Annotated in this window: 24 protein-coding genes, 1 pseudogene and 1 riboswitch; of the genes and pseudogenes, 10 read left to right on the top strand and 15 right to left on the bottom strand. The window is 36.5% G+C overall.

Translation table 11 applies throughout. From position 1 onward, the window contains the following. Nucleotides 1-94 precede the first annotated feature (94 nt). Nucleotides 95-361: a DUF5339 family protein gene (locus PF272_RS07245; protein WP_039135925.1), complete on the top strand. Its 267-nt coding sequence runs from the start codon at nucleotides 95-97 to the stop codon at nucleotides 359-361. 243 nt (nucleotides 362-604) lie between these two features. Here PF272_RS07245 and pta read toward each other — a convergent pair whose 3' ends face one another. Then, nucleotides 605-2,743 (bottom strand): phosphate acetyltransferase, encoded by a 2,139-nt coding sequence (gene pta, locus PF272_RS07240; protein WP_271142230.1) that lies wholly within the window; start codon nucleotides 2,741-2,743, stop codon nucleotides 605-607. A 64-nt stretch (nucleotides 2,744-2,807) separates the two neighbouring features. Further along, nucleotides 2,808-4,016, bottom strand: coding sequence for an acetate kinase (locus PF272_RS07235; RefSeq protein WP_271142229.1), 1,209 nt, complete (start codon nucleotides 4,014-4,016; stop codon nucleotides 2,808-2,810). Nucleotides 4,017-4,211: 195 nt separating this feature from the next. On the opposite strand from PF272_RS07235, the gene yfbV reads away from it, so the two are divergent. After that, complete coding sequence (gene yfbV, locus PF272_RS07230) at nucleotides 4,212-4,658, top strand: terminus macrodomain insulation protein YfbV (protein WP_271142228.1); 447 nt, start codon at nucleotides 4,212-4,214, stop codon at nucleotides 4,656-4,658. A gap of 40 nt (nucleotides 4,659-4,698) precedes the next feature. Here the strand turns inward: yfbV and moaE are convergent, their stop codons facing one another. The 5 genes from moaE to topA form a co-directional block, all read right to left on the bottom strand. After that, nucleotides 4,699-5,151 carry a molybdopterin synthase catalytic subunit MoaE gene (gene moaE, locus PF272_RS07225; protein WP_065238478.1) on the bottom strand — a complete coding sequence of 151 codons (453 nt, stop codon included), beginning with the start codon at nucleotides 5,149-5,151 and terminating at the stop codon, nucleotides 4,699-4,701. Nucleotide 5,152: 1 nt separating this feature from the next. Beyond that, on the bottom strand, nucleotides 5,153-5,398 hold the full coding sequence (gene moaD / locus PF272_RS07220; protein WP_271142227.1) for a molybdopterin synthase sulfur carrier subunit: 246 nt from the start codon (nucleotides 5,396-5,398) through the stop codon (nucleotides 5,153-5,155). Further along, complete coding sequence (moaC, locus tag PF272_RS07215; RefSeq protein ID WP_065234129.1) at nucleotides 5,392-5,877, bottom strand: cyclic pyranopterin monophosphate synthase MoaC; 486 nt, start codon at nucleotides 5,875-5,877, stop codon at nucleotides 5,392-5,394. Before moaC ends, moaD begins: the two co-directional genes overlap by 7 nt. Nucleotides 5,878-5,897: 20 nt before the next feature. After that, nucleotides 5,898-6,917 carry a GTP 3',8-cyclase MoaA gene (gene moaA, locus PF272_RS07210; RefSeq protein ID WP_271142226.1) on the bottom strand — a complete coding sequence of 340 codons (1,020 nt, stop codon included), beginning with the start codon at nucleotides 6,915-6,917 and terminating at the stop codon, nucleotides 5,898-5,900. Continuing rightward, a riboswitch (molybdenum cofactor riboswitch) is annotated at nucleotides 6,905-7,039 on the bottom strand. (Overlaps the previous gene by 13 nt.) Nucleotides 7,040-7,121: 82 nt before the next feature. Then, entirely contained in the window at nucleotides 7,122-9,728 is a 2,607-nt protein-coding gene (gene topA, locus PF272_RS07205; RefSeq protein ID WP_271142225.1) for a type I DNA topoisomerase, read from the bottom strand. A gap of 277 nt (nucleotides 9,729-10,005) precedes the next feature. On the opposite strand from topA, the gene folM reads away from it, so the two are divergent. The 3 genes from folM to ftnA (PF272_RS07190) all read left to right on the top strand — a co-directional run bounded on the left by folM (nucleotide 10,006) and on the right by ftnA (PF272_RS07190) (nucleotide 11,911). Then, nucleotides 10,006-10,731, top strand: coding sequence for a dihydromonapterin reductase (gene folM, locus PF272_RS07200; RefSeq protein ID WP_271142224.1), 726 nt, complete (start codon nucleotides 10,006-10,008; stop codon nucleotides 10,729-10,731). Between the two features lie 183 nt (nucleotides 10,732-10,914). Then, nucleotides 10,915-11,400, top strand: a complete 486-nt coding sequence (gene ftnA, locus PF272_RS07195) for a non-heme ferritin (protein WP_271142223.1) — start codon at nucleotides 10,915-10,917, stop codon at nucleotides 11,398-11,400. A gap of 16 nt (nucleotides 11,401-11,416) precedes the next feature. Next, entirely contained in the window at nucleotides 11,417-11,911 is a 495-nt protein-coding gene (gene ftnA / locus PF272_RS07190; RefSeq protein ID WP_065236726.1) for a non-heme ferritin, read from the top strand. Between the two features lie 54 nt (nucleotides 11,912-11,965). On the opposite strand, the gene PF272_RS07185 is transcribed toward ftnA (PF272_RS07190), so the two are convergent. Continuing rightward, entirely contained in the window at nucleotides 11,966-12,124 is a 159-nt protein-coding gene (locus PF272_RS07185; RefSeq protein WP_271142222.1) for a hypothetical protein, read from the bottom strand. Between the two features lie 139 nt (nucleotides 12,125-12,263). Between PF272_RS07185 and PF272_RS07180 the strand changes: the two genes are divergently transcribed. After that, complete coding sequence (locus PF272_RS07180; RefSeq protein WP_065234123.1) at nucleotides 12,264-13,034, top strand: FNR family transcription factor; 771 nt, start codon at nucleotides 12,264-12,266, stop codon at nucleotides 13,032-13,034. 80 nt (nucleotides 13,035-13,114) lie between these two features. After that, entirely contained in the window at nucleotides 13,115-14,053 is a 939-nt protein-coding gene (gene uspE / locus PF272_RS07175) for a universal stress protein UspE (protein ID WP_065238485.1), read from the top strand. A gap of 48 nt (nucleotides 14,054-14,101) precedes the next feature. Here the strand turns inward: uspE and PF272_RS07170 are convergent, their stop codons facing one another. The 7 genes and pseudogenes from PF272_RS07170 to PF272_RS07140 all read right to left on the bottom strand — a co-directional run bounded on the left by PF272_RS07170 (nucleotide 14,102) and on the right by PF272_RS07140 (nucleotide 21,846). Further along, nucleotides 14,102-16,189 carry a TonB-dependent siderophore receptor gene (locus PF272_RS07170; protein ID WP_271142221.1) on the bottom strand — a complete coding sequence of 696 codons (2,088 nt, stop codon included), beginning with the start codon at nucleotides 16,187-16,189 and terminating at the stop codon, nucleotides 14,102-14,104. A gap of 45 nt (nucleotides 16,190-16,234) precedes the next feature. Further along, nucleotides 16,235-17,035: a DUF4198 domain-containing protein gene (locus tag PF272_RS07165; RefSeq protein WP_271142220.1), complete on the bottom strand. Its 801-nt coding sequence runs from the start codon at nucleotides 17,033-17,035 to the stop codon at nucleotides 16,235-16,237. 32 nt (nucleotides 17,036-17,067) lie between these two features. Next, a complete protein-coding gene (gene fhuB / locus PF272_RS07160) occupies nucleotides 17,068-18,981 on the bottom strand; it encodes a Fe(3+)-hydroxamate ABC transporter permease FhuB (RefSeq protein ID WP_271142219.1) in 1,914 nt (637 codons plus the stop codon). Then, nucleotides 18,975-19,598 carry a TroA family protein gene (locus PF272_RS07155; RefSeq protein WP_413789436.1) on the bottom strand — a complete coding sequence of 208 codons (624 nt, stop codon included), beginning with the start codon at nucleotides 19,596-19,598 and terminating at the stop codon, nucleotides 18,975-18,977. Before PF272_RS07155 ends, fhuB begins: the two co-directional genes overlap by 7 nt. An 82-nt stretch (nucleotides 19,599-19,680) precedes the next feature. Further along, nucleotides 19,681-20,013, bottom strand: a pseudogene (locus PF272_RS07150) (ATP-binding cassette domain-containing protein); the annotation flags it as partial. Between the two features lie 211 nt (nucleotides 20,014-20,224). Further along, nucleotides 20,225-20,959, bottom strand: a complete 735-nt coding sequence (gene bioD, locus PF272_RS07145) for a dethiobiotin synthase (RefSeq protein ID WP_271142217.1) — start codon at nucleotides 20,957-20,959, stop codon at nucleotides 20,225-20,227. A 290-nt stretch (nucleotides 20,960-21,249) separates the two neighbouring features. After that, entirely contained in the window at nucleotides 21,250-21,846 is a 597-nt protein-coding gene (locus tag PF272_RS07140) for a DedA family protein (protein WP_271142216.1), read from the bottom strand. A gap of 334 nt (nucleotides 21,847-22,180) precedes the next feature. Between PF272_RS07140 and rplY the strand changes: the two genes are divergently transcribed. The 3 genes from rplY to accD all read left to right on the top strand — a co-directional run bounded on the left by rplY (nucleotide 22,181) and on the right by accD (nucleotide 24,321). Then, nucleotides 22,181-22,465, top strand: a complete 285-nt coding sequence (gene rplY / locus PF272_RS07135) for a 50S ribosomal protein L25 (RefSeq protein WP_065233821.1) — start codon at nucleotides 22,181-22,183, stop codon at nucleotides 22,463-22,465. A 76-nt stretch (nucleotides 22,466-22,541) separates the two neighbouring features. Further along, nucleotides 22,542-23,339: a tRNA pseudouridine(38-40) synthase TruA gene (gene truA / locus PF272_RS07130; RefSeq protein ID WP_271142231.1), complete on the top strand. Its 798-nt coding sequence runs from the start codon at nucleotides 22,542-22,544 to the stop codon at nucleotides 23,337-23,339. An 88-nt stretch (nucleotides 23,340-23,427) separates the two neighbouring features. Beyond that, complete coding sequence (gene accD, locus PF272_RS07125; RefSeq protein WP_271142215.1) at nucleotides 23,428-24,321, top strand: acetyl-CoA carboxylase, carboxyltransferase subunit beta; 894 nt, start codon at nucleotides 23,428-23,430, stop codon at nucleotides 24,319-24,321. Nucleotides 24,322-24,341 lie beyond the last annotated feature (20 nt).

Raw genomic sequence — 24,341 nt, 5'->3', positions numbered from 1 at the left:
TACCTCGATACTCCATTCTAGTTATGTTATACTTCAACCGCCTAAATAATAGGCATTTTTCTTATTTAATTTTTACTTAGAAGGAAATATAACGATGAAAAAATTAATTTTATCATTATCTTTACTTGGTGTAGCAATGAGTGCATCTGCAGCTGATTTAGCGCCTTCTTGCCAAAAATATTTTGAAGAATATGAAGGTATGCTTAAAGCAATGCCACAAGCACAAGCTGACGCCTATAAACAACAATATGAAGCTGCAAAACAACAATTTGCTGCATTACCTACCTCTGCACAAGATCAAAGTTGTACTCAAGCACTTGAGCAACTAAAACAATCTAAAGCTGCAATGGGCATTAAATAATTAAGATACATTTCTTAATTCGCCCCTCGCACGTATTTGCCTTAGTGGGGGGGGGGTATTTTCGCTAACCTATTATCTATAATTCTTGTTTTATTACCTCCTTTTCTAAGTTTCTTTAATTGCTTATTTTTCATCTATCTATAAATCTATTTTTACCTCTACCCTAACCAAATTCAGAAAATAAAAAATCAGCCAACGATTTACGCCAGCTGATTGTTCAATAATAAAGATAATAATGAATGATTAGTTTTGGGTTGCTTGAATTGCTGTTAAGGCAATGGTGTAAACAATATCATCCACTAATGCACCACGAGATAGGTCATTTACTGGTTTACGCATACCTTGTAGCATCGGTCCAATAGAAATTAAATCTGCTGAACGTTGTACTGCTTTATAAGTGGTATTACCGGTATTTAAATCTGGGAAGATAAATACAGTGGCTTTACCCGCTACTGGTGAATTTGGTGCTTTAGAACGCGCCACATCTTCCATAACTGCCGCATCATATTGTAATGGACCATCAATAATAAGATCTGGACGTTTCTCTTTCGCTAAACGAGTTGCTTCTTTCACTTTATCTACATCTGCACCTTTACCCGATGTTCCAGTTGAATAAGAAATCATTGCAACACGAGGGTCAATACCAAACGCTTTCGCAGAATCTGCTGATTGAATCGCAATTTCTGATAACTCTTCTGCGGTTGGATTAGGGTTAATCGCACAGTCACCATATACCAATACTTGATCAGGTAATAACATAAAGAAGATAGATGATACTAATGAGCTACCCGGTGCAGTTTTGATTAATTGAAGTGGTGGGCGAATTGTATTTGCTGTGGTATGTACTGCACCAGAAACAAGACCATCAACTTCATTCGCTTCAAGCATCATAGTACCAAGAACAACGGTATCTTCGAGTTGTTCACGTGCTAATACTTCTGTCATACCTTTGTTTTTACGTAATTCAACTAAACGTGCGACATAATTTTCACGAACATCAGCAGGATTAATAATGGTAATACCTTTACCTAATTGAATACCTTGTGCTTCTGCGACACGTGCTACTGAAGTTGGATCAGCCAATAACACACACTCTGCAATACCACGTTCTGCACATAATGCAGCCGCTTTTACAGTACGAGGTTCATCCCCTTCTGGTAACACAATACGTTTTTTCGCATTACGCGCTAATTCAGTTAATTGGAAACGGAATGCTGGTGGTGATAAACGGTGTACTCTTGAAGTAGTTTCAATTAAAGAGTTAATCAATTCTTTATTGAATTGTTGTGCCATATAGTCTTTGATTGCTTCAATACGTTCTTTATCATCAATTGGCACTTCAAGATTAAAACTTTGTAGGCTTAATGCTGTTTGCCATGTAGTACCTTCAACACGGAAAATTGGTAAGCCAGTTTCAAATGCGCGTTCACAAAGTTTCGCTACATGATTTTCTAAACGATAGCCACCAGTTAATAACATTGCACCAATTTCGATGCCATTCATTGCGGCTAAAGCAATCGCAACAATCACATCTGGACGATCGGCAGAAGTTACTACTAAATTACCTGGTTTAAGGTGTTCAATAACATGTGGTAAGCTTCTTGCACAGAATGTAATACCACGGATACGACGTTTATTAATTTCGCCTTCTCTTAAGATTGATGCACCTAAATGACGTGCAATATCAATCGCACGGCTCGCAATCAATTCTGGACTCCAATCAATACATGCTAATAGACGAATTGGGCTTTGTTCAAACAATTTGTGTACAGCTTGTGCATTCACACGGCTATGTTGGAAAGAGTCAAAAATTTCTGCAAGATCTGGACGAGTACGACCATTTTCATCAGTTGGTGCGTTAAATTTATTAATAACCACACCTAATAAGTTAGGATTATATTTACCACCAAATTGAGAAGCTGCCGCTTCAACACGTTCTTTTAACTCTACCGGTGTATCAGTTGCTGGTGCAGAAACTAAGATGATCTCAGCATCTAATGCTTGTGCAATGCGGTAGTTAATACTATTTGCATACGAGTTTTTACGTGTTGGAATCAAACCTTCAACAACAACAATTTCATTGTTTTTCGCTAATGTTTGATGACGTTCTACAATTTTTTCTAATAAAACATCAGTTTGATTTTGACCGATCATATTTTCTGCTTCACTTAACATAAATGTTTTTGCAGTATCAATAGTCGGGCTTTGATAAAGAATAGAAGTTGTTCTGTCTAATGTATCTTCACCACTAATTGGTTGAGAGATTGGTTTCATAAAACCAATTTTTGCCCCTTGCTGTTCAAGCGCTTGGATTAAACCTAAACTAACACTGGTTAAACCAACACCAGTACTGATCGGGATAAGGATAATTGTTCTGGACATAATAACCTTCTTGCTAAGGAATAAAAAAATAAACTGCCGATAACATTATCGGCAGTTACGAGAATTATTTGTTGATACAAAGACGTGCAGTATCTTGCGCAATCACTAATTCTTCATTAGTTGGTAGAACCATTGCTACTGGAGAATCATCAGTGGTAATAATACCTTCATTACCAAAGCGTGCTGCTAGATTACGTTCGTTATCTAATTTATAACCGAATACTTTCAAGTGATTTAAGGTTAATTCACGAACGTGTGCAGAGTTTTCACCAATACCACCAGTAAAGATAATAGCATCAAGTGGCTCACCCACAGCAGCCATATAACCGCCGATATATTTCGCTAAACGGTAACAATAAACGTCTAAAGCACGTTTTGCAGGTTCTTCTTTATCATAATTATCTTCTGCATAACGACAGTCACTGGTTACTTCTGTTAAACCAAGTAAGCCTGATTTCTTGGTAAGAGTTTGTTCAATTTCATCCATACTCATACCTAATGTTTTTGACATAAAGAAAGTTACTGCTGGGTCAACATCACCGCAACGAGTACCCATTACTAATCCTTCTAATGGTGTTAATCCCATAGATGTATCAACACATTTACCATGACGAATTGCGGAAACAGAACCACCATTTCCTAAGTGGCAAGTAATTGCATTAATTTTATCTTCTGCAATATTTAAGCGTTTTGCAGCTTCTTTAGTCACATAATAATGGCTAGTTCCGTGTGCACCATAACGACGAACACCATGTTCTTTATACATTGAATATGGTAATGCATAAAGGAAAGCTTCTTCAGGAATAGTTTGATGGAATGCAGTATCAAACACGACCACATTTTTATCTTTTAACTCAGGGAACATTTTGAAAGATTCTTCAATCCCAATTAAGTGTGCTGGGTTGTGTAATGGCGCAAATTGAATTGCATCACGGATACCTTCAATAACGCTTTCATCAACAATAGTTGATGCTGTGAAACGTTCGCCACCATGAACAATACGGTGTCCAATAGCAGCAATGCTATCTTTAAGAGATGGATCTAATGGGAAAATGTGGTTTACGATAAAATCAAGTGCTTCACTATGTGCTGCGCCTGCGCCTAATTCTGCATTTCCTTTTTCACCATGTAATTTCCATTTAATACGCGCATCTGGAAGATGGAATGCTTCTGCTAAACCAGATAGCTTCTCTTCTCCAGTTTCAGGATTTAAAATAGCAAATTTTAAAGAAGAACTTCCACAGTTAAGAATAAGAATAAGATTTTGCGTCATTGAAATAACCTATCTCTTGTTGAATGAATAGTAACCTGTTTTAATAAACAAGGCGCCTGTTTTTGTTGGCGGATAGGATACACTGTTATGGCCAAAAAATAAATTTCCTCACGCAGCAAAAATAAAATTTTTTTTAATTTTTATAAAAAAAGTGTAATTTAATCAGCTATTATTTAGGCAAAAGTACAAAATAAAATGCTATTTAAGACAATTAAACTTGGGATTTCCTATGCAGATGCCTGGAGTAAGCTCTCTAGGTTAAAAAAACTGAATATGATCTTTCCTGAACCCCGTATTATCAAGGCTACTCGCTTTGCCCAACAATTATTGATGCCATTACTACTGTTTACCTTAGGTTGGCAATATTTTATGTTAGGTTACTCTATAGCCAGTTTTGCAAGCACATTATTAACGATAATATTTCTCTGCTCTTTACCATTACAAGGTTTTTATTGGCTAGGCAAACGGGCTCAGAAACCATTGAATAGTGCAACATTAACTTGGTATGAAAAAATTTATCAGCAAGTGAGTTTATATGAAGCATTACCACCTATGCCTGATAAACCGACTTTTTATCATCTTGTGATGTTATTACAAAGGGCGGAAAAGCGTTTAGATACGTCTTTTTGGGAAGATATTTAGCAACATACCAACCTGTTCGGTTGGTATGTTATCAATAGGATTACCATTTTTCGGCAGCTTGTTCATCGCTGTGTCGGCTATCTAACCAACGATCTCCTTCTGGGGTAGTTTCTTTTTTCCAGAATGGTGCTTTTACTTTGAGATAATCCATAATAAATTCATTCGCTTGATATGCATTACCGCGATGAGCAGAACTCACAGCAACGGCGACAATTTCATCACCAGTATAAAGTTGCCCTACTCGATGCACAATATAAATCCGCTGCAATTCCCAACGTTGTGCTGCTTGCTCCGCAATTTCACGTAACGCTTTTTCTGTCATTGCTGGATAATGTTCTAAATATAATCCTGATACAGCATCACCCAAATTCATATCACGAACTTTACCAATAAAAATAACTGTTGCACCAGTTTCTGCTAATTCAGAGGCCCAACGATAAATATGTTGTTGATCAAATGGATCTGTTTGCACACTAATCTTGATTTCCGCCATATTAACCTCCTGTGACAGGTGGGAAAAATGCCACTTCATCACCAGATTTAATTGGCGTATTTAATGGAACTAAATTCTGATTAACTGCAGCTAAAATTCTGCCTGAATTTAGAGCAAGCTCCCAACGCTCACCACGTTTACTTAATTCTTGGCGTAATGCTTCCACATCTGTATACTCAGCGGGTAAAGATAATTCTGCTTCACCAATTAACTCTCTTGTTTGTGCAAAAAAAACAACTTTTAACATGATGCTTCCGCCTTAAAATGTCCTGATTTTCCACCTAATTTTTCTAGCAAACGGATCCCTTCAATTCGCATATCTTTTTGCACAGCTTTACACATATCATAAATTGTTAATGCAGCGACTGATGCAGCAGTTAAAGCTTCCATCTCTACTCCCGTTTTTGCCGTTAATTTACAATAACTTTCGATTCTAATTCGGTTATGTTCTGGTTCCGCTGTTAAGGACACTTCAACCTTGCTCAATAATAAAGGGTGACATAATGGAATCAGTTCCCAAGTACGCTTAGCTGCTTGAATACCCGCAATTCGTGCGGTAGCAAATACATCACCTTTATGGTGTTTCCCTTCAATAATCATTGCTAAAGTTTCTGCTGCCATAAAAACATAAGCTTCAGCTCTTGCTTCACGTACAGTATCTGCTTTCGCAGACACATCAACCATATTTGCTTCACCAGCATGATTAATATGTGTAAATTGACTCATAATTGTTCCGTAATTGATTTTTATCCACCGATTGAAGCAAGATGATTACGAATCCCGCTATCACCTTGATGGAGGAAATGGTGTTCTCTTTTACCTTGTAAAGCGGTAATTAACGCCTGTTGTAATTCAAACTGTTGATCATCATCTTGTAACCATTGGCGAATATCAATTCCTTCCTCACCAAATAAACAGAGATGTAATTTGCCTTGCGCGGATACCCGAAGTCGATTACAACTTGCACAGAAATCTTTCTCATACGGCATAATCAAACCAATTTCACCGACATAATCTGGATGTTTAAATACTTGCGCTGGTCCATCAGTATGATGTTTACGTTGTAATTGCCAACCTGTATCGAGTAATTTTTGTTTAAGAATTGCGCCTGACAGATGATGTTTAGCAAAGAAGTGATCCATATCTCCAGTTTGCATTAATTCAATAAAACGCATTTGGATGGGTTGATCTTTGACCCAATGCAAGAACTCATTAAAACCTTGCTCATTCAGGTTTTTCATTAATACCGCATTGACTTTAATTTTGTCATAGCCAACTGCAAACGCTTTTTCAATACCTTGCAAAATATCCGCTAATTTATTTTCACCTGTAATTAAATGAAATAAGCGTGGATCTAAGCTGTCCACACTCACATTGATTGAATCAACACCTGCTGCTTTCCAAGCTGCAACATCTTTTGCCATTCGATAGCCATTAGTAGTCAATGCAATTTTTTTAATATTTTGCTGCTGACGAATCGCTTCTACAATCGGTAAAAAATCTTTACGCAAAGTCGGCTCACCGCCAGTAATCCGAACTTTTTCTGTTCCCAAATGGGCAAATGCTCTGACTAAACGTTCAATCTCAACCACACTTAAAAACATACGTTTATCGCTTGGCGGTTGATATCCATTAGGTAAACAGTAATTACATTTAAAATTACAAACATCGGTAATGGAAAGGCGAAGATAAAAATATTGTCGATTAAAGGTATCAACAAGGCGATCTTCGGTAGGGATAATAATGTGACTATTATATTGTTGCATAAACACCTTTCTAAATACGAGGGGATAGACCGTTTCCAATCTATCCGTGAAACACTTTCGTGTTTGGCATAGCCACCATATCAAAAAGACTTAGGTCAACTAGCTCGGAGTATGCTAAAAAAACTTAAATTGATTTTAAAATTTTGGATAAACGCTTGCAATAACCTATTGATGTTATCCGCAAAGGAATTATCCAATATCAAATTATTTTTTACGTTCTATCCATTGCCCATCAATATAATCCACAATCCATTTTGTGGCTTTACCGTCTTTTTCTGAATTTACGTATTGACGTTTTTCTTTACGGCTAAAGCGAATTAATGCCGGATTACCTTCTGGATCAAATTGCGGTGCGTCTGCTAAATATTGTAGTTTTTCCGGTAAACGCTCACGATATTGCGCTAACTCAGCCACTTTTGCTGGACGAGTTTCACGTGATTTCGGGAAGTTATGTGCTGACATAAACACACCACTCGCCCCATCACGTAAAACAAAATACGCATCCGCATTTTCACATTTCAATTCTGGGAATGGAATCGGATCTTCTTTTGGCGGTGCAACTTCACCATTTTTCAAAATTTTACGTGTATTATCACATTGCGTACACGCCATATATTTACCAAAACGACCTAATTTAAGATGCATATCTGCACCACATTTGTCACATTCAACAACGGGGCCATCATATCCTTTAATCTTAAATTCGCCCTCTTCTACAATATAGCCATCACAATTTGGATTATTACCACATACGTGTAATTTTCGATGAGCATCAATAAGATAACTATCCATTGCAGTGCCACATTTTGGACAACGTTTGCGTTCCATCAATGCTTTGGTTTCTGAATTATCATCAAGTACATTCAATAACTCTGCTTCTGGAATTAAATTAATCGTTGTTTTGCAGCGTTCTTTTGGTGGTAACGCATAACCAGTACAACCTAAAAATACGCCTGTACTTGCAGTGCGAATTGCCATTGGACGACCACAAGTTGGGCAAGGAATATTAGTTTCCACCAAATGATTTAACTTCATTCCCCCTTCAAGTTCATCCAATTCTGCTTGTGATAATTGGGTAGAAAAATCTTTAAAGAATTGATTAAGTTGTTGTTTCCAATCTGCTTTACCTTCTGCAATCTGGTCTAACACATTTTCCATATTTGCAGTAAAGTCATAATTCATTAAATCTGCGAAAGATTCATTCAGACGATCGGTAACAATTTCCCCCATTTTTTCCGCATAAAAGCGACGGTTTTCTGTACGCACATAACCACGTTCTTGAATAGTAGAAATAATAGAGGCATAAGTTGATGGACGGCCAATACCGCGTTTTTCTAACTCTTTCACTAATGCCGCTTCCGTATAACGTGCTGGTGGTTTAGTAAAGTGTTGGCTTGGATTAACCGCAACCAATGTTAAGATTTCCCCTTGTTTTACTTCAGGTAAAACGCGATCTTCTGCATTTTTTCCCATTGGCGGCAATACTTTCGTCCAACCATCAAAACGCAATACACGCCCTTTTACTTTCAACGTATAATCTGCTGCACTCGCGGTTAATGTTGTGGAGTCATAATTTGCAGCTGTCATTTGACAAGCTAAGAATTGACGCCAAATCAAATCATATAAACGAATAGCGTCTTTTTCCATTCCTTGCAAATCATCTGCTTTTAAATTGATATCAGAAGGACGAATCGCTTCATGTGCTTCTTGTGCATTCTCTTTGCTGGAATAGAAGTTTGGTTTTTCTGGTAAATACGCAGCGCTAAAATGTTCAGTAATATAATTTCGTGCCATTGTTAATGCATCTTGACTCAAATTAGTTGAGTCAGTACGCATATAGGTGATGTAACCTGCTTCATACAAGCGTTGAGCTAATAACATGGTCTTTTTCACACCAAAGCCTAAGCGTGTACTTGCAGTTTGCTGTAAGGTTGAAGTGATAAATGGTGCTTTTGCTCGAGATTGTGTCGGCTTTGTTTCAACTTCTGTGACAACGTAATTTGCTTTTTCTAATTGCGCAACAGCTGATTGTGCTGCTTGTTCATTCGCAATCTGTAATACTTTGCCTTGGTAATGTGTAACTTCAAATGGTAAAGGTTGTTGGTTAGAATTTTGTGTATCAACCGCAATTTCCCAATACTCTTCTGGTTGAAATGCTTTAATTTCACGTTCACGCTCTACCAGCAATTTTACTGCTACTGATTGTACCCGCCCGGCGGATAATCCTCTAGCAACTTTCTTCCATAATAAAGGGGAAACCATAAAACCAACCACACGATCTAGGAAACGACGTGTTTGTTGTGCATTAACCCGATCCATATTTAATTGTTCTGGTTTGCTAAAGGCTTGGGTAATTGCATTTTTAGTAATTTCATTAAATACAACTCGGCTAAAACGTTCATCATCGCCACCAATCACTTCTCGCAAATGCCATGCGATAGCTTCTCCTTCTCTATCCAAGTCGGTTGCAAGATAGATATGGTCTGATTTTTTAGCCAATGCTTTAAGATCAGCAACAACTTTTTCTTTATCTGGCAAAATTTGATAATTCGCTTTCCAATTATGATAAGGATCAACTCCCATGCGTTTGACTAAAGCATCTTGTTCTTTTTGTTGTTTGATTACTGCTTTTTCTTCCGCACTCAATCCTTTTGTTGAAATAGCTTTTGCTTTTTCGCCTGTTGCACTACCAGAAGTGGGCAAATCTCGAATATGCCCAACACTTGATTTCACAACATAATTACTACCTAAATATTTATTAATTGTCTTGGCTTTTGCTGGTGATTCAACAATAACTAATGACTTGCCCATAATAAAACCTGATTTAACTCTTTCTTCTATAATAAAAACGTCAGCACTTTTAGCCTCATCTCGTTTCTACTGCCCAAGATGTTCTATCAAATTCTTTGTATGATTAATATTGAGATGAAGTTCAAAGGAAAAATTTAGTTGGCAACAATAACAGCAAACATTCAAGATAACAAGATAAACAACAGCAAAATCATGAAAGTTAGCTAGTAATTCACCAAAAACAGCAGATTTCTGCTAGGATACGCTGCGAGATAAACAACCTACAGTGAGGTTTTTCATGAAAAATGTGATCATTATTACAGGTGCTGGACGTAGAATTGGGTTAGCCTTAACACAAACTTTTGCGATGCGTGGCGAAAATGTTCTCATTTCCTATCGTCACCCTTATCCAGAATTACAACAATTACCTGCTAATGTCACACAAATTCAAGCAGACTTCTCTACCCTTGAAGGCATTGAAACTTTTATTCAATACATAAAAGCAAAATGTCATTCTATTCGAGCAATTATTCATAATGCTTCCGCTTGGCAGGCAGAACAAGATCATAATACGTTGCAACAGGACGACCAGCTATTTCACATTTTGATGAGAATTCACGCTGAACTTCCTTATCTATTAAACCGCCAACTGGCACCACAACTACAACAATTTGCTCAAGAACAACATCGTCCAGCAGATATTATTCATTTAACTGATTTTGTCGCCCTTAAAGGAAGTAAAAAACATCTCGCTTATGCCGCCAGTAAAGCAGCATTAGAAAATTTAACACTTTCATTCGCCGCAAAATATGCACCACTGATTAAAGTAAATAGTATTGCGCCTGCATTAATTGCCTTTAATGATGATGATCCCGCTGAATATCGACAACAGGCTATACAAAAATCTGTGATGCAGAAAGTTGGCGGTTATCAAGAAATGATTAAGGCTGTTGATTATTTGTTATCAAGCGAATATATCACTGGTGAAACATTACAAATTACTGGTGGTCGGCACTTAAAATAAATATTAAATAATATTAATTCTTATTTTATTAATATAAATATATAAAAATTGAGATTTATTCTTTTTTAATTTCTAAATAAAAATTATTCCTATTGTTTTATATAAAAATAATTAAAAAATTGTTTTATTTTTGCTAAATAAATCGTTAAAATTCTTCTGAATTATTTACTAGAGGAATTAACTATGTTAACACCAGCAATGATTAATAAACTAAATCAACAAATTAATTTAGAATTTTATTCTTCTAATCTCTATCTGCAAATGGGTGCTTGGTGCAACGAAAATGGCTATGAAGGTGCAAGTGCATTTCTCCTTCGCCATGCAGAAGAAGAGTTACAACATATGCAAAAACTCTTCGCTTATGTTAGTGAAACCGGTGGATTACCAATCCTTGGTGAAATTGCTGCACCAAAGCATGATTTCCAATCTTTAAAAGAAGTATTTGAAGTAGTATTAGAACACGAAAAATTTATTACCGAACAAATTAATCAGTTAGTTGAAGTCAGCTTCACTGAAAAAGATTACTCTACTTTTAATTTCCTACAATGGTACGTAGCAGAACAACACGAGGAAGAAACTCTATTTAAACGTATCCTAGCGAAATTTACGCTTGTAGGAGAGGATCAACGTGGTCTTTATTTTGTCGATAAAGAATTGGCTGCACTTTAATTAAAGGAGAAATAGAATGTTATCGCAAAAAATTGTGAATATGTTGAATGCACAAATGAATTTAGAACTTTATTCTTCAAACCTCTATTTACAGATGAGCGCATGGTGTACTTATCAAGGCTTTGAGGGTGCTGCAAAATTCTTACGCGAGCACGCAAATGAAGAATTACAACATATGCGTAAATTATTCACTTACCTTAACGAAACTGGTGCAACTACTCGTTTAGAAAAAATTGAAGCTGTACCACACGAATTTGCAGGATTAAAAGAAGTGTTTGAATTAGCTTATAAACATGAAAAACATATTACTGCAAAAATTAATGAATTAGTGTCAGCGACATTTGAAGAAAAAGATTACTCTTCATTTAATTTCTTACAATGGTACGTTGCTGAACAACATCAAGAAGAAACCTTATTCAACAGCTTCTTAGATAAACTTAACTTATTAGGTACTGACCGTAGAGGACTTTATCATTTCGACAAAGATGTATCTTCTACCTCTGCCGAATAAATCTCACTAAAAATTATTTAAGATAATCTGCACTTGAATCAAGTGCAGATTTTTTTATCCATTTTTCTGATGTGTTACAACAATACTTGCTTGTTTTTCAGATATTTTCGCTTTTTGATAATGACAACTGCGATAAAAAAACGCACTCAGTAAAATCGCCAACATCACTAAAATTTGAATTAATCGCTTTTTGGTTAATTTTTCTGCCGCCATAAAATTTCGTTTTACCTCAAAAGATGTATTTTAATACTTCTTAATAAATTTCTTTTATGATACCATTTCTTGCGTTAGATCAAAATTTTTTAGATAATGCTCAGGTTTGATTGCATTATTTTGTAATGAGGTTTTATAGATGAAAGGATTAGTTGAAAGCCGTGTTGGTCGCAGAATTCAATCTGGTGGATGTGCAATTCATTGCCAAGATTGTAGTATCAGCCAATTATGCATTCCATTTACACTAAATGAGCATGAGCTTGATCAATTAGATAATATTATTGAACGCAAAAAACCTATCCAAAAATCTCAAATCCTTTTTAAAGCCGGCGATGAATTGAAATCACTTTATGCTATTCGTTCTGGCACAATCAAAACTTATACTATCAGCGAAAGTGGTGAAGAACAGATTACTTCTTTCCATTTGCCGGGGGATTTAGTCGGGTTTGATGCGATTCACAGTATGCATCATCCAAGTTTTGCTCAAGCGTTAGAAACATCTATGGTTTGTGAAATTCCATTTGATATTCTAGATGACTTAGCGGGTAAAATGCCGAAGTTACGCCAACAAATTATTCGCCTGATGAGTAATGAAATCTTAAGCGATCAAGAGATGATCTTATTACTTTCTAAAATGAATGCTGAAGAAAAACTTGCTGCATTTATTTATAACCTTTCTAAACGCTATTCTGCTCGTGGCTTCTCTGCCCGTGAATTCCGTTTAACTATGACTCGTGGCGATATTGGTAACTATCTTGGTTTAACTGTTGAAACTATCAGCCGTTTATTAGGTCGTTTCCAAAAAACAGGAATGTTATCTGTACAAGGTAAATATATTACAATTAATGATATGCCAGCATTAGTTGAGCTTGCGGGTTCAACCAAAGTTAAATTGAGATTATCCATTTAATTGATGAAAATGCTTGAATAGCTTGCTTTCACTATTGACCTCCTTATAATAAAAAGAACAACTCAATAAGGAGGTTTTTTATGCATTTCAATAATATCCTTGTGGTGATTGATCCAGAAAATCAAAAACAAGCCGCCCTAGAACGTGCTTTACACCTCATCAAACAACAAAATAGTTCTCAACCTGTTACCCTTACCGCTTTCCTCGCTATTTACAATCTTTCTTATGCCGTCAGTGTTACTCACTCCTCGACTGAACGTGAAGAGATGGTTGCTGCAATAATTGAAGATAAAAAATTGTGGTTAAATGAACTACTTAAAAACTACGATTTACAAAATATCAATCTCAAAATAGAAGTGGTTTGGGAAAGTAATGAAGCAGACGCAATCGAAAAAGAAATTGTCAAACATCATCATGATCTGGTGGTGAAATTTACTCACCAGGAAGATGATCTCTCCTCATTGATTTTTACACCAACTGACTGGCAATTATTACGTAAATCATCTTCCCCAATTCTGATGGTAAAAGATGGTGATTGGCAACACCAACGCCGTATCTTAGTCGCAGTCAATGTTTCTGATGATGAACCTTATCACGATGATTTTAATAAACAATTAGTCGGATTAAGTATGAGTTTAGCACAAAGCCTAGATAGAGGTAATATTCACCTTGTTAGTGCTTATCCGAGTGCACCTGTTGGCATTACTTTAGATTTGCCAGAATTTAGCGTACCTGATTATGGCAATAGTATTCGTGGTCAACATTTGATTAATATGAAAGCATTACGCCAACACTTTGGTATTGATGAAGATCATACTCACGTTTATGAAGGTTTGCCTGAAGAGGTAATTCCTCGTGTTGCTCAAGAAATTGGTGCGGAATTAGTGGTATTAGGGACTATCGGTCGTACCGGTCTTTCTGCTGTGTTGCTTGGTAATACTGCAGAACATGTTATTAGCCATTTAAACTGTAATCTATTAGCTATTAAACCAGCAAAAAATATCCCACCAGAAGCATAATTTTCTATGCAAAGGTCTAGCGGTAAAGCTAGACCTTTTTTTCATTAATTAAAACTGATAGCTGATTGACGCGTTAATATTACGCCCTGCTCCATAATAACAATAGTAGTCACACCCTGCTAAATAACGGCGATTTCCTACATTCTCTACATTAACTTGAGTACTCCAATTTGGTGTAAATTGATAACGTGCCATTAAATCAACAATCGTTGCTGAAGGAACTTCTTTACCAGAATAAAGAGAGCCTTGGCTAGTTACACTATTACCAATATAACGTACACCTGCCCCTAAAGTTAAACCACTGAACATTCCTTGATCAAAGGTATAATCTGTTTTTGCAGCAAATGTATGTTTTGGTAATAACGGATTACGAACATCTTCCGTTGCTGTACGAGTAACAGATTTTAAATAGGTATATGCAAAAGCAATATTCCAATTCTTCGTCACATTAATATCTGCCTGAATTTCAATACCTTTACGATAAACAGGATCTTTATTGCTAATGGTTGCACCAACGCCATTTGAAACTAAAGCCCCTTTATCTTTAGCTTTAAATCCAGCCAACGTAATTGAACCATCTAACCAATTCGGCAAATATTTAATTCCTGCTTCATATTGGTGGGTAATATTAGGATCATATAATTTCTGATTACCACTCAATCCTGTCGGTAAATTGAATGACTCGCTATAACTTAAATAAGGATTTAAACCAAATGGCAGTTCATACATAAATGAAGCGGAATAAGAAGTATGATTATTTTTTACCGTTTGTGTAGAAACATATTCATCCTGTCTAGCACGATCATGACGAACACCTAGATTTAAAACAGCTTTCTCAAACAATCGACTTTGGTTTTGTAAATAAAAACCTAATTGACGTGCCAAAATATGTGTATTGGGTGCAGCACTAACATTTTGATCCTGATGATAACCAACAGTAGGATTAAACACATTGGTACTACTGGTCTGCCCAAATAATGTATAACGTGCATCAATTTTTTGATGGCGATAATCTGTACCGATAACCAATGTATTCTTCAGCCAAGCATTGTCATACTGCCAATTTAAGTGATTATCAAGGGTATGAGTACGTAATGTTCCATCATTAAAAACTACACCACGAGCTAATACATAACCAACGGCACTTGGTGCTAAAGGCGACCAGTCTGCATTATAAGCTGATGGATACACATATGATCCTCGATGATAGTTATTCACATAACTATATCGATAGCTGCTATTAAACGATAAATTTTCGGTAAATTGATGATTTAATTCATAACCAATATTATATTGACGGTTATATTCTCTATCATTAATTGGATCACCTAAATTGGTAGAACGGCTAATATAAGAACCATTTGGTGCGACTACTAAAGTTCCCTCTTGTGGTAAGAAATTAGAACTTGGAATACCTTTATCAAACTGGTAACTCGTTAATAATGTTAAACGAGTACGATCACTGATGTCCCACTCTACTGTTGGCGAAATATAGAAAGTGCTATTTTTGCTACCTTCCCACTGACCATCCTTTGCACCATATGAACTCACTAAACGATAACGTAAACTTTCATTACTATTGATCATCCCCGTATAATCCGCAGCAAAGCCATATTGGGTATGATTCCCCATATTTAGCTTAAATTCGCCTTTGCCAATTTGTTCTTTATGTGGTCGTTTAGTGACATAGTTAAGCAAACCACCTGATTGGGCTGCCCCAAATGTCATCGCATCAGCACCTTTAGTCACTTCAATCGCTTCAAAAGCAAAGGTATTTGTATAAGGCGTAAAAAATCCATAACTAAATAATGGCAAACCGTCTATTGCTTGAGTCACTTCTGTACCACGCACTCTAAACCAGTTTGTATTGGTATCTTCACCAAACACTTGATTAGTAAATCCTGCTTGATAACGCCCTATTTCATCAGTTTTTGTAATAGCTTGTTTATCCAACTGATCACGAGTAATCGCAATCGCAGATTTGGCTTGATATATCGGTACTTCACCCATGCGATACATAGAGCCAGCTATTACATCAATCCCCTCTAACTCTTGACTCTCTTCCGCAAATACTGGCTGTAATACCAAACATAATGTGGCAGATAACAAAGATAATTTAAAACGTTGTCCATTCATGACAAAAAAGCTCCTTAGGTTAAAATAAAATAAATATTTAATGGATTATTTAGCGTTTACTTGAAAAGTATAAGTGCTATAAAGTTTGTGTTTTTGGCATACGTTTGCCTCTGGATAAGGCATTTCATAGCTTGCTTTGATTTTCCAAGTCCCGGCTAACGCTGGAATAAAATTGATTTTGCCTTGTGCATCAGTTTTACCTGAGAAGGCTTGTGGTTCACGGTGGTCATATACCGCTTTTTCATCTAATTTTGTGAATTCATTAGTAGTACCAATCACTACAACTTCTTTTGCAGGTTTGCCGTTATAGAGAACTTGAAAAGGCACTGCTTCTAAAGGATGGATATCAGTAGGATCGACTAATGGCACAATTTCTAACGGTAAACCTACTGGCATAATTGAGAAATCACTTACATCTACTCCTGTATTGATATAGGTTGTAGCAAACATACTAGATTCTTCGCAATAAGTTGCATCAGGCATTTTAGTTAAGTTTTCTCGCTTCCAACCTTTCTCATTTTTTGACCAAAAAGTTGGTTTATAACTCGCAGAGAGTTTATATTCCCCTTTTGCTAACTTTTCCTTAGTTACATAGTGATAATTCTCACCTTGTTGCATTAAGGTTTCTGAACTGCCATCTAATTTATGTAGCACTAATGGATTCAAAATATTTAAACGACTTTCCGCAATCTTTTCGCCTAAAGGGAAACGATCACCATAACCTAATACTGCCTGTAATGGCTTATCCGCTTCTGCTTGTAGCCCATATGCCCATAAATCATGTGCTTGCACCACAGCTGGGATGGATAATCCACATAACACGCTAATTAATGAAAGTTTTTTCATCTGTTTTCTCCTATGATAGTAAATAAAATGGGTTACAACTTACGCATTAAAATAATGAAATAGCTTCCTCCTAATAAGGTTGCTACTAAACCAGCAGGAATTTCATACGGGAATAGCCATTGCCGACCTAACCAATCAGCAAAAATCATCACCGTTGCCCCCAATAAACTTGCAGCAATTAATTGTGATTTAGCTGTATTGAAACCGAGAGAATAAGCTAGATGAGGGGCTAATAGACCGATAAAACTTAAAGTACCAACAATTAAGGTTGCTAATAACGTCAAAACAATCGCTAAAGCAAATAGCACAATTTTGGCTAATAACAGATTCATACCAACCGCCTGTGCAACGATTGCATTCAAACTCAATAAATCTAACCAACGAGAAAAAATAAGACTAACAAGCAGCAACCCAAAAGAAAAAATTATCACCCAAACTGCAATTGGCAGTTCTGCATAATAAGTTGATCCTGCACCCCAATTCAGTAGTTGTAACGCTCTTGGATCACCGCTTGCTACTAAAATACGCAATACCGCATCAAATATTGCCGATAGGCTGATCCCAGTTAACAACACTTGTTCTGGTTGTAAGCCATTACGCTGATTAATTAACCAAATTAATCCTATGATTAACACTGCACCCAATGCACCAAATAGGAGAAATGGTTTAATTGCTACCGAACCTACAATAAAAATCGCCAGCAATACACCAAAACTGACACCTGATGTAATACCAAGTAATTCTGGGCTAGCCATTGGATTATGGCTCAAGCGTTGCAATACTACCCCAGCTAACGCTAATAACGTTCCTGCGACAAACGCATAAGCAATCCGAGGAAAGCGTAATTCAAATAAACTATGATTCAGTGTAAACGACCAACCAGTCTGATTTCGACCAATATAAAATGCACAGACTAAACTGCACAACAGCAATATGGTTAAGAGAGGATAAGTTAAACGAGAATTTCTGATGACCAATCTATTGGCGGGTTGTTGTACTCGCCCATAATGTTGCCGCTCCCGAAATACCAACCATAATAATAATGGCGTACCAAATAGTGCGGTAACTGATCCTGTTGGTAATTGTATCTGCCACCACTGATTAATTAATTGCAAACTTAAATCTGTGATTAATGCAAAAAACGCACTACGCCACCATAAGCTAGTAAAACGATGATTGGCAGATTGCCGAGCTAAGGTTGTTGCAGCTAACCCGATAAAAGCTAACATTCCTACGCGACTGACAACAATAGCCACCAGATAAGCCGCTAGTATAATTGCTAATAAACGTACTCGTGTAACATTAACGCCTAAACTTTTTGCACTCCCCTCTTGTAATTGTAAAACTTGTAGTGCCGGACTTAATAAATATATGCCAATTAATCCAGGCACAAGTAATGGCAATAAAGTGAGACTTGCTCGCCAACTCTCTTGTACTAAAGAGCCACTCCCCCAAACCAGCAAACCTCGACTTTCTTCTGGATAAAATAGAGTTAATAGTGCAGAAAAAGCACCAAAATAAAAACTCAGTACTAAACCAGATAGCACGATTAATAATGGCGAACCTAATTGCCGCCAAGCTAATAACAAAACCAAACCGAGAGTCAATAAAGCCCCAATTACAGCAATGATTGTCGTGCCAAATTGTAATAAAGCCGGGAAAAATAGTGTTGCCAAATATAGAGCAAATTGTGCACCGCCACTGACTGCCAATGTACTATCTGATGCCAACGAATTATTCATTGTTTGTTGCAACAATAATGACGCACTACCTAAACTGATCCCTGCTAAAATAGCAATCACTACACGTGGTAAAGTGAAATTAAAAAGTAATAATTGTGCTATCGCTTGATCTGCTATTGCATACCATTGCCAGCTCACTACGACACTAAATAGAACAATCGCTAAGATCAATAAACTACGATTTAAATAACTTGTCATTACCATACTAATCCACCATCCAGTAATGCATCTCGTAAAGCTACACTAAATCGTTGCATTGATGGCAATGCGCCAAATGTCCATATAGCAGGTAAAATCAATGGATCTTTGGCTAAGCGTAAAGATTTCCATAATGTATTATTGGCTAACTCAAGTGGTATTTGTTGCGGATAAGGTTTGATCACAATTAAACGAGCATCAGCAAATTGTGCTAACTGATCAATCCCAATTTGAGTAAAACCCCATAGATTAACTGGCTGTTGCCACGCATTAGTTAGACCTATTTTTTCTAATACTACGCCTGGTAAACTCTGCTTCCCATAAACTCGCAAATGCCGTCCATCAATAAATTGCACGACTAATAACGGTCTATGCTTTTGCTTAGTTAGCTGCTGCTTTACAGTATTCAATAACTGTTCTGTTTGCTGAATCAGCTGTTCGCCTTGCACAATATGGTCCAAACTTTGGGCTAATTGGCGAGTTGCTTTAATTTGATTATTCCAAAAATCCCCAAATTGATAAAAATTGATACGTGGAGCCTGTTGTAGTGCTGTTAAGTAGTGGCGATTTGCTTCAACCGCAGGCATAAACATATCGCCATTAGGAAATAGTTGAATTGACAATGTTGCTAATAGCTCTTTATTCGGTTGTAACCGTGAACCTAAATCAATGACCTGATCTTCTAACGCTGGCTGATTAACGTTTAGAATTACGTCCTAATAGACCATTCCATGCATAACGTCCCATTTTTAATAATTCAGCAACGGTTAAATGATGTGCTTGAGGTAAATGCTGTGGTAAATACGCTACTTGACGTGCAAATGCTTTACTTTTCCATTGTTCGATTGGGCGTTGATCAAATAACAATTCTCCAGAACAAATGGCTTGCTGCCGTGCCAGAAGTTTAATCAATGTGGATTTTCCAGACCCATTTTGCCCAATGATGCCATAGATTTTTCCCGTAGAAAAAGTCAATGATAATGGGTGTAACAAGGTTTTTTCTGCTAATGAAAAGGAAACTGAATTAAGTTCAAACACAACACACCTAACGATTAATCATCCATTATTAAAAGTTGGCGGATTTTATTTGATAACAATTCTCATTTCAATAGAAAAATTAAAATTTTTCCTGATTTATTCTTATCTAGCTAAATTATTTGGTGAAATTGGAGAAAAAATGCCCTCTTTGAGTTTAAAGAGGGCTAAGGAGGTTTTATAAGAATTAAGTCTCTATGTTCTTATTCTCGCACTAACAATTCTCTGTTTTTAAATAAGTTAGACGATCAAGATTGGTAATAAAATGCCCTAATTCTTGCTGTTCTGGGCGATGAACATAAGGAATTTCGCCTAATAATGGCGCATCAATCACTTGATGTAGCAATTTAATAATTTCAGCATAATGGCGTAAGCAAGGGTTAATCCGATTTGCTACCCAACCTAATAAAGGTACACCAGCAGCTAAAATAGATTGTGCAGTTAATAAGGCATGATTCACACAACCTTCTTTAATTCCCACGACTAACACTACTGGCATTTTGTGTTCTTGTACCCATTTATCAAAGGTCATCTCTTTATTAATTGGCGTTAGCCAACCGTAAGTTCCTTCAACTAAAACTGATTGATAATGTGCAGTGAGATATTCAAGATCTTGATCCAGTTTCGCAACATCAATATTGTTTACTTCATCTAAAGCAGCCAATACAGGTACGCTGCTTTCAGTAAAGGTATAACTATTAATTTCTTGATAAGTTACCGGCTCGTTGGTACTGCTCATTAAAGTTTTTACGTCTTTATTATTTTCAGTATGATCCTCTTCTAACTCATCTTTTAATGCTTCTGTATAAATACTATCTTCTTCACCACAAGCAATCGGTTTATATCCTACGATTTTTATGCCCTTAGCTTGCAACGCTTGAATAATCGCACGACTCACGATTGTTTTTCCAACATTTGTATCCGTACCCGTTACAAAAAAACAGCTCATTATTTCTTCCTTTTATTAAAAAACTGTCGGGCATTATAATGGAGTTGTTTTTTGTAGAATTTGAGCTAACACAATTTTTCGCTGGTTTATTATAAATTCTTGGAGTTTTTTACTATTAAATTCACAATTTATTGATCTAATTAGGCATTTCTCACAATAATGGCTTTATTTTATTGTGTAATTTAACAAAGAATTTTTGCTACGTTTGATTTTTATTATATGAAAAAATAGATTTTGTGATTATTTAGACTTCGCCCTAAAACCTAGGAGCGAAATCTAATAAATTACTATTATGATTGACGTTTCTTGCGGAAATAGTGGAAGGCTAAATAGAGAGCTAACAAACCTAATAAGATATAGATACCAGTTTGCCCTTTACTCACTTGTTCTTTAATCCAATCAATATTATGTGCACCGTGATAACCTAAATAGACCCAAACTGGTACAGAAATAATTGCTGCACAAAAATCCAAAAAAACAAAGCGTACATAACTAATACGACGTGTAATTCCCGCCACCATATAAATTGGTGCTCTTAAACCAGGAAGAAAACGTGCAACAAACAACACCCGATTACCATAACGATCAAATTTTTCTCGTACTGCTCGCATCGTTTTAGGTTTTAAAATACGGCGTAATGGGCGGAAACGTAAAATTTTCACCCCATAAATACGTCCGAGCCAATACATGGTACTATCACCAAGTAGCACACCAATCATACTGACTACTAGCATAATATGAGGATTAGCATAGCCTAATCCAGCGATAATCCCCCCTGAAACCAATGTAATATCTTCAGGAATTGGCACACCGAACCCACAGATAATTAATACAAATAAAACTGCGAAATAGCCATAATTGGTAAAAAATTCAACTAATAATTGCACAACAAACTTCCAAATAAAAAATAAAAACTTTACCTAAAATTATTGAGATTTCCTCTTTTTTCGGGGTGTTATTTTGCCCTCTTTAACAAGGAATTACTACCTAAAATCTCTGAATTATTGATGTAGATAACAAAAATTTCTTTCAATAGGATAAAATCATCTCTCTAAATAAGATAAGTCATACATAAACCAAGAAAAACATTGCATTTTCAATCAATTTCTCTATAATGCCTCCGCTGATTTTGTTCAGCACTTAATTTTGTCAAGCTGCTGGGTCGCCTGTAGCTTGTTTTGTTTAACAACCTAATCGGTTTTAACTAAAAGAGAAATAAAAATGTTTAAATTTAACGCTGAAGTTCGTCAAGCGCAAGGAAAGGGTGCGAGCCGCCGCTTGCGTAGAAATGGTCAAATTCCTGCTATCGTATATGGCGGTGAAGAACCAGCAGTATCTATCGTATTGAGCCACGATGAATTAAATAATGCTCAAGTACAAGATGCTTTCTATTCTGAAGTAATTACTTTGGTTATTGATGGTAAAGAAGTTGCTGTTAAAGCACAAGCTATGCAACGTCACCACTTCAAACCAAAACTTCTTCACATTGACTTCAAACGTGTTTAATTCACGTTGAAAAAAACACCAACAGCAATGTTGGTGTTTTTTTATCTAAAACATTAATCTTTTTCTTTAAACAATGATGAAAAAAGTTGCTCTCGGCATTAGCTATGATGGCTCTCGCTATTTTGGCTGGCAAAAACAACAATCCGTAGCAAGTATTCAAGGCGAATTAGAACGTGCATTAAGCATTGTCGCTAATGAACCTATTGAAATTTTTTGTGCTGGGCGTACTGATGCTGGTGTTCATGCTACTGGACAAGTCGTTCACTTTACAACTCAAGCCACTCGTCTACTACAAGCTTGGACATTCGGTACTAATGTGCATTTACCACCTGATATTGCGGTAACGTGGGCTAGCGAAGTTGCCGAAGATTTTCATGCTCGCTTTAGTGCACTTTCTCGACGTTACCGTTATATCATTTATAACCATATTCAACGCCCGGCGATTCTGGCAAACGGCATAACTCATTATCATCAACCACTTGATGCTGAATTAATGCATCAAGCAGGACAGTTTCTATTAGGAGAAAATGATTTTAGTTCTTTCCGAGCTGCGCAATGCCAATCAAAATCACCTAATCGAAATGTTCACCATTTACAGGTTTCACGCAAAGGCCACTATATTATAGTCGATATTCAAGCTAATGCCTTTGTTCACCATATGGTGAGAAATATTGTTGGTAGCTTGTTAGAGGTCGGATCTGGTAAACAACCTCCAGAATGGATTGCTTGGTTATTACAACAAAAAGATCGTACTCTAGCAGCACCAACCGCTAAAGCAGCTGGTTTGTACTTAGTTGAAGTACGTTATCCATCACAATTTGAGCTACCCAAAAATGCGGTTGGCCCACTTTTTTTAGCTGATGCAGTTGAGTAATCTGAATGAAAAGATACTCAATTCATTAAATTTGTGCTTTAATAACGCCGCATTCGCTATCATCCCAACATTGGAGATAAAGTAAATTATGAGCTGGATTGAAAGAATTTTTAATAAAAACCCAATTTCAGGTGCACGTAAATCTAACGTTCCTGAAGGTATTTGGACGAAATGTACAGGCTGTGAACAAGTTTTATATCGTGAAGAACTTAGTCGTAATTTAGAAGTTTGTCCAAAATGTGGTCACCATATGCGAATTGATGCGCGTACTCGCCTACTCGCGCTTTTAGACCAAGATAGCGCAGTTGAGTTAGCAGCAGATCTTGAACCACAAGATATTTTGAAATTTAAAGACTTAAAACGGTATAAAGATCGTCTTTCTGCTGCACAAAAACAAACTGGTGAGAAAGATGCTTTAATCGTTTTTTCTGGAAAATTATATGAAATGCCGATTGTTGCTGCTGCTTCTAACTTTGATTTTATGGGCGGTTCAATGGGATCAGTTGTTGGAGCAAAATTTGTCAAAGCCGCTGAAAAAGCATTAGAAGATAATTGTCCATTTGTCTGTTTCTCTGCAAGTGGCGGTGCACGTATGCAAGAAGCCTTAATTTCATTAATGCAAATGGCGAAAACCAGTGCTGTATTAGCGAAGATGCGTGAAAAAGGCATGCCTTTTATTTCTGTACTCACTGATCCAACCTTAGGTGGTGTTTCCGCAAGTTTCGCTATGCTTGGTGATATTAATATTGCTGAACCAAAGGCCTTAATTGGTTTTGCTGGTCCACGTGTAATTGAGCAAACGGTACGTGAAAAGCTACCTGAAGGATTCCAACGTAGTGAATTCTTATTGGAAAAAGGCGCAATTGATATGATCGTACATCGCAAAGATATGCGTCAAACCTTAGCGAGTATTTTGGCTAAATTAACTAACCAACCTTCTCCATTTAAAACACCTGAAGTAGTAGAAGAAGTTACAGAGTAACAAAAAAAGCATCTTAGAAT

This window comes from Gallibacterium faecale, from assembly GCF_027920745.1.
GTDB classification, from domain to species: Bacteria; Pseudomonadota; Gammaproteobacteria; order Enterobacterales; family Pasteurellaceae; genus Gallibacterium; species Gallibacterium faecale.
This window is presented reverse-complemented; position numbering and strand designations above follow the sequence as displayed.

What these genes read in the sequence shown, in the direction of transcription:
- bioD (WP_271142217.1), bottom strand. Translation starts at nt 20,959, where the DNA reads ATGAGCTGTTTTTTTGTAACGGGTACGGATACAAATGTTGGAAAAACA.
- truA (WP_271142231.1), top strand. Translation starts at nt 22,542, where the DNA reads ATGAAAAAAGTTGCTCTCGGCATTAGCTATGATGGCTCTCGCTATTTT.
- uspE (WP_065238485.1), top strand. Translation starts at nt 13,115, where the DNA reads ATGCATTTCAATAATATCCTTGTGGTGATTGATCCAGAAAATCAAAAA.
- fhuB (WP_271142219.1), bottom strand. Translation starts at nt 18,981, where the DNA reads ATGGTAATGACAAGTTATTTAAATCGTAGTTTATTGATCTTAGCGATT.
- rplY (WP_065233821.1), top strand. Translation starts at nt 22,181, where the DNA reads ATGTTTAAATTTAACGCTGAAGTTCGTCAAGCGCAAGGAAAGGGTGCG.
- pta (WP_271142230.1), bottom strand. Translation starts at nt 2,743, where the DNA reads ATGTCCAGAACAATTATCCTTATCCCGATCAGTACTGGTGTTGGTTTA.
- PF272_RS07165 (WP_271142220.1), bottom strand. Translation starts at nt 17,035, where the DNA reads ATGAAAAAACTTTCATTAATTAGCGTGTTATGTGGATTATCCATCCCA.
- PF272_RS07235 (WP_271142229.1), bottom strand. Translation starts at nt 4,016, where the DNA reads ATGACGCAAAATCTTATTCTTATTCTTAACTGTGGAAGTTCTTCTTTA.
- PF272_RS07185 (WP_271142222.1), bottom strand. Translation starts at nt 12,124, where the DNA reads ATGGCGGCAGAAAAATTAACCAAAAAGCGATTAATTCAAATTTTAGTG.
- moaA (WP_271142226.1), bottom strand. Translation starts at nt 6,917, where the DNA reads ATGCAACAATATAATAGTCACATTATTATCCCTACCGAAGATCGCCTT.
- ftnA (WP_065236726.1), top strand. Translation starts at nt 11,417, where the DNA reads ATGTTATCGCAAAAAATTGTGAATATGTTGAATGCACAAATGAATTTA.
- PF272_RS07245 (WP_039135925.1), top strand. Translation starts at nt 95, where the DNA reads ATGAAAAAATTAATTTTATCATTATCTTTACTTGGTGTAGCAATGAGT.
- PF272_RS07180 (WP_065234123.1), top strand. Translation starts at nt 12,264, where the DNA reads ATGAAAGGATTAGTTGAAAGCCGTGTTGGTCGCAGAATTCAATCTGGT.
- moaE (WP_065238478.1), bottom strand. Translation starts at nt 5,151, where the DNA reads ATGGCGGAAATCAAGATTAGTGTGCAAACAGATCCATTTGATCAACAA.
- topA (WP_271142225.1), bottom strand. Translation starts at nt 9,728, where the DNA reads ATGGGCAAGTCATTAGTTATTGTTGAATCACCAGCAAAAGCCAAGACA.
- ftnA (WP_271142223.1), top strand. Translation starts at nt 10,915, where the DNA reads ATGTTAACACCAGCAATGATTAATAAACTAAATCAACAAATTAATTTA.
- yfbV (WP_271142228.1), top strand. Translation starts at nt 4,212, where the DNA reads ATGCTATTTAAGACAATTAAACTTGGGATTTCCTATGCAGATGCCTGG.
- moaD (WP_271142227.1), bottom strand. Translation starts at nt 5,398, where the DNA reads ATGTTAAAAGTTGTTTTTTTTGCACAAACAAGAGAGTTAATTGGTGAA.
- moaC (WP_065234129.1), bottom strand. Translation starts at nt 5,877, where the DNA reads ATGAGTCAATTTACACATATTAATCATGCTGGTGAAGCAAATATGGTT.
- PF272_RS07170 (WP_271142221.1), bottom strand. Translation starts at nt 16,189, where the DNA reads ATGAATGGACAACGTTTTAAATTATCTTTGTTATCTGCCACATTATGT.
- accD (WP_271142215.1), top strand. Translation starts at nt 23,428, where the DNA reads ATGAGCTGGATTGAAAGAATTTTTAATAAAAACCCAATTTCAGGTGCA.
- folM (WP_271142224.1), top strand. Translation starts at nt 10,006, where the DNA reads ATGAAAAATGTGATCATTATTACAGGTGCTGGACGTAGAATTGGGTTA.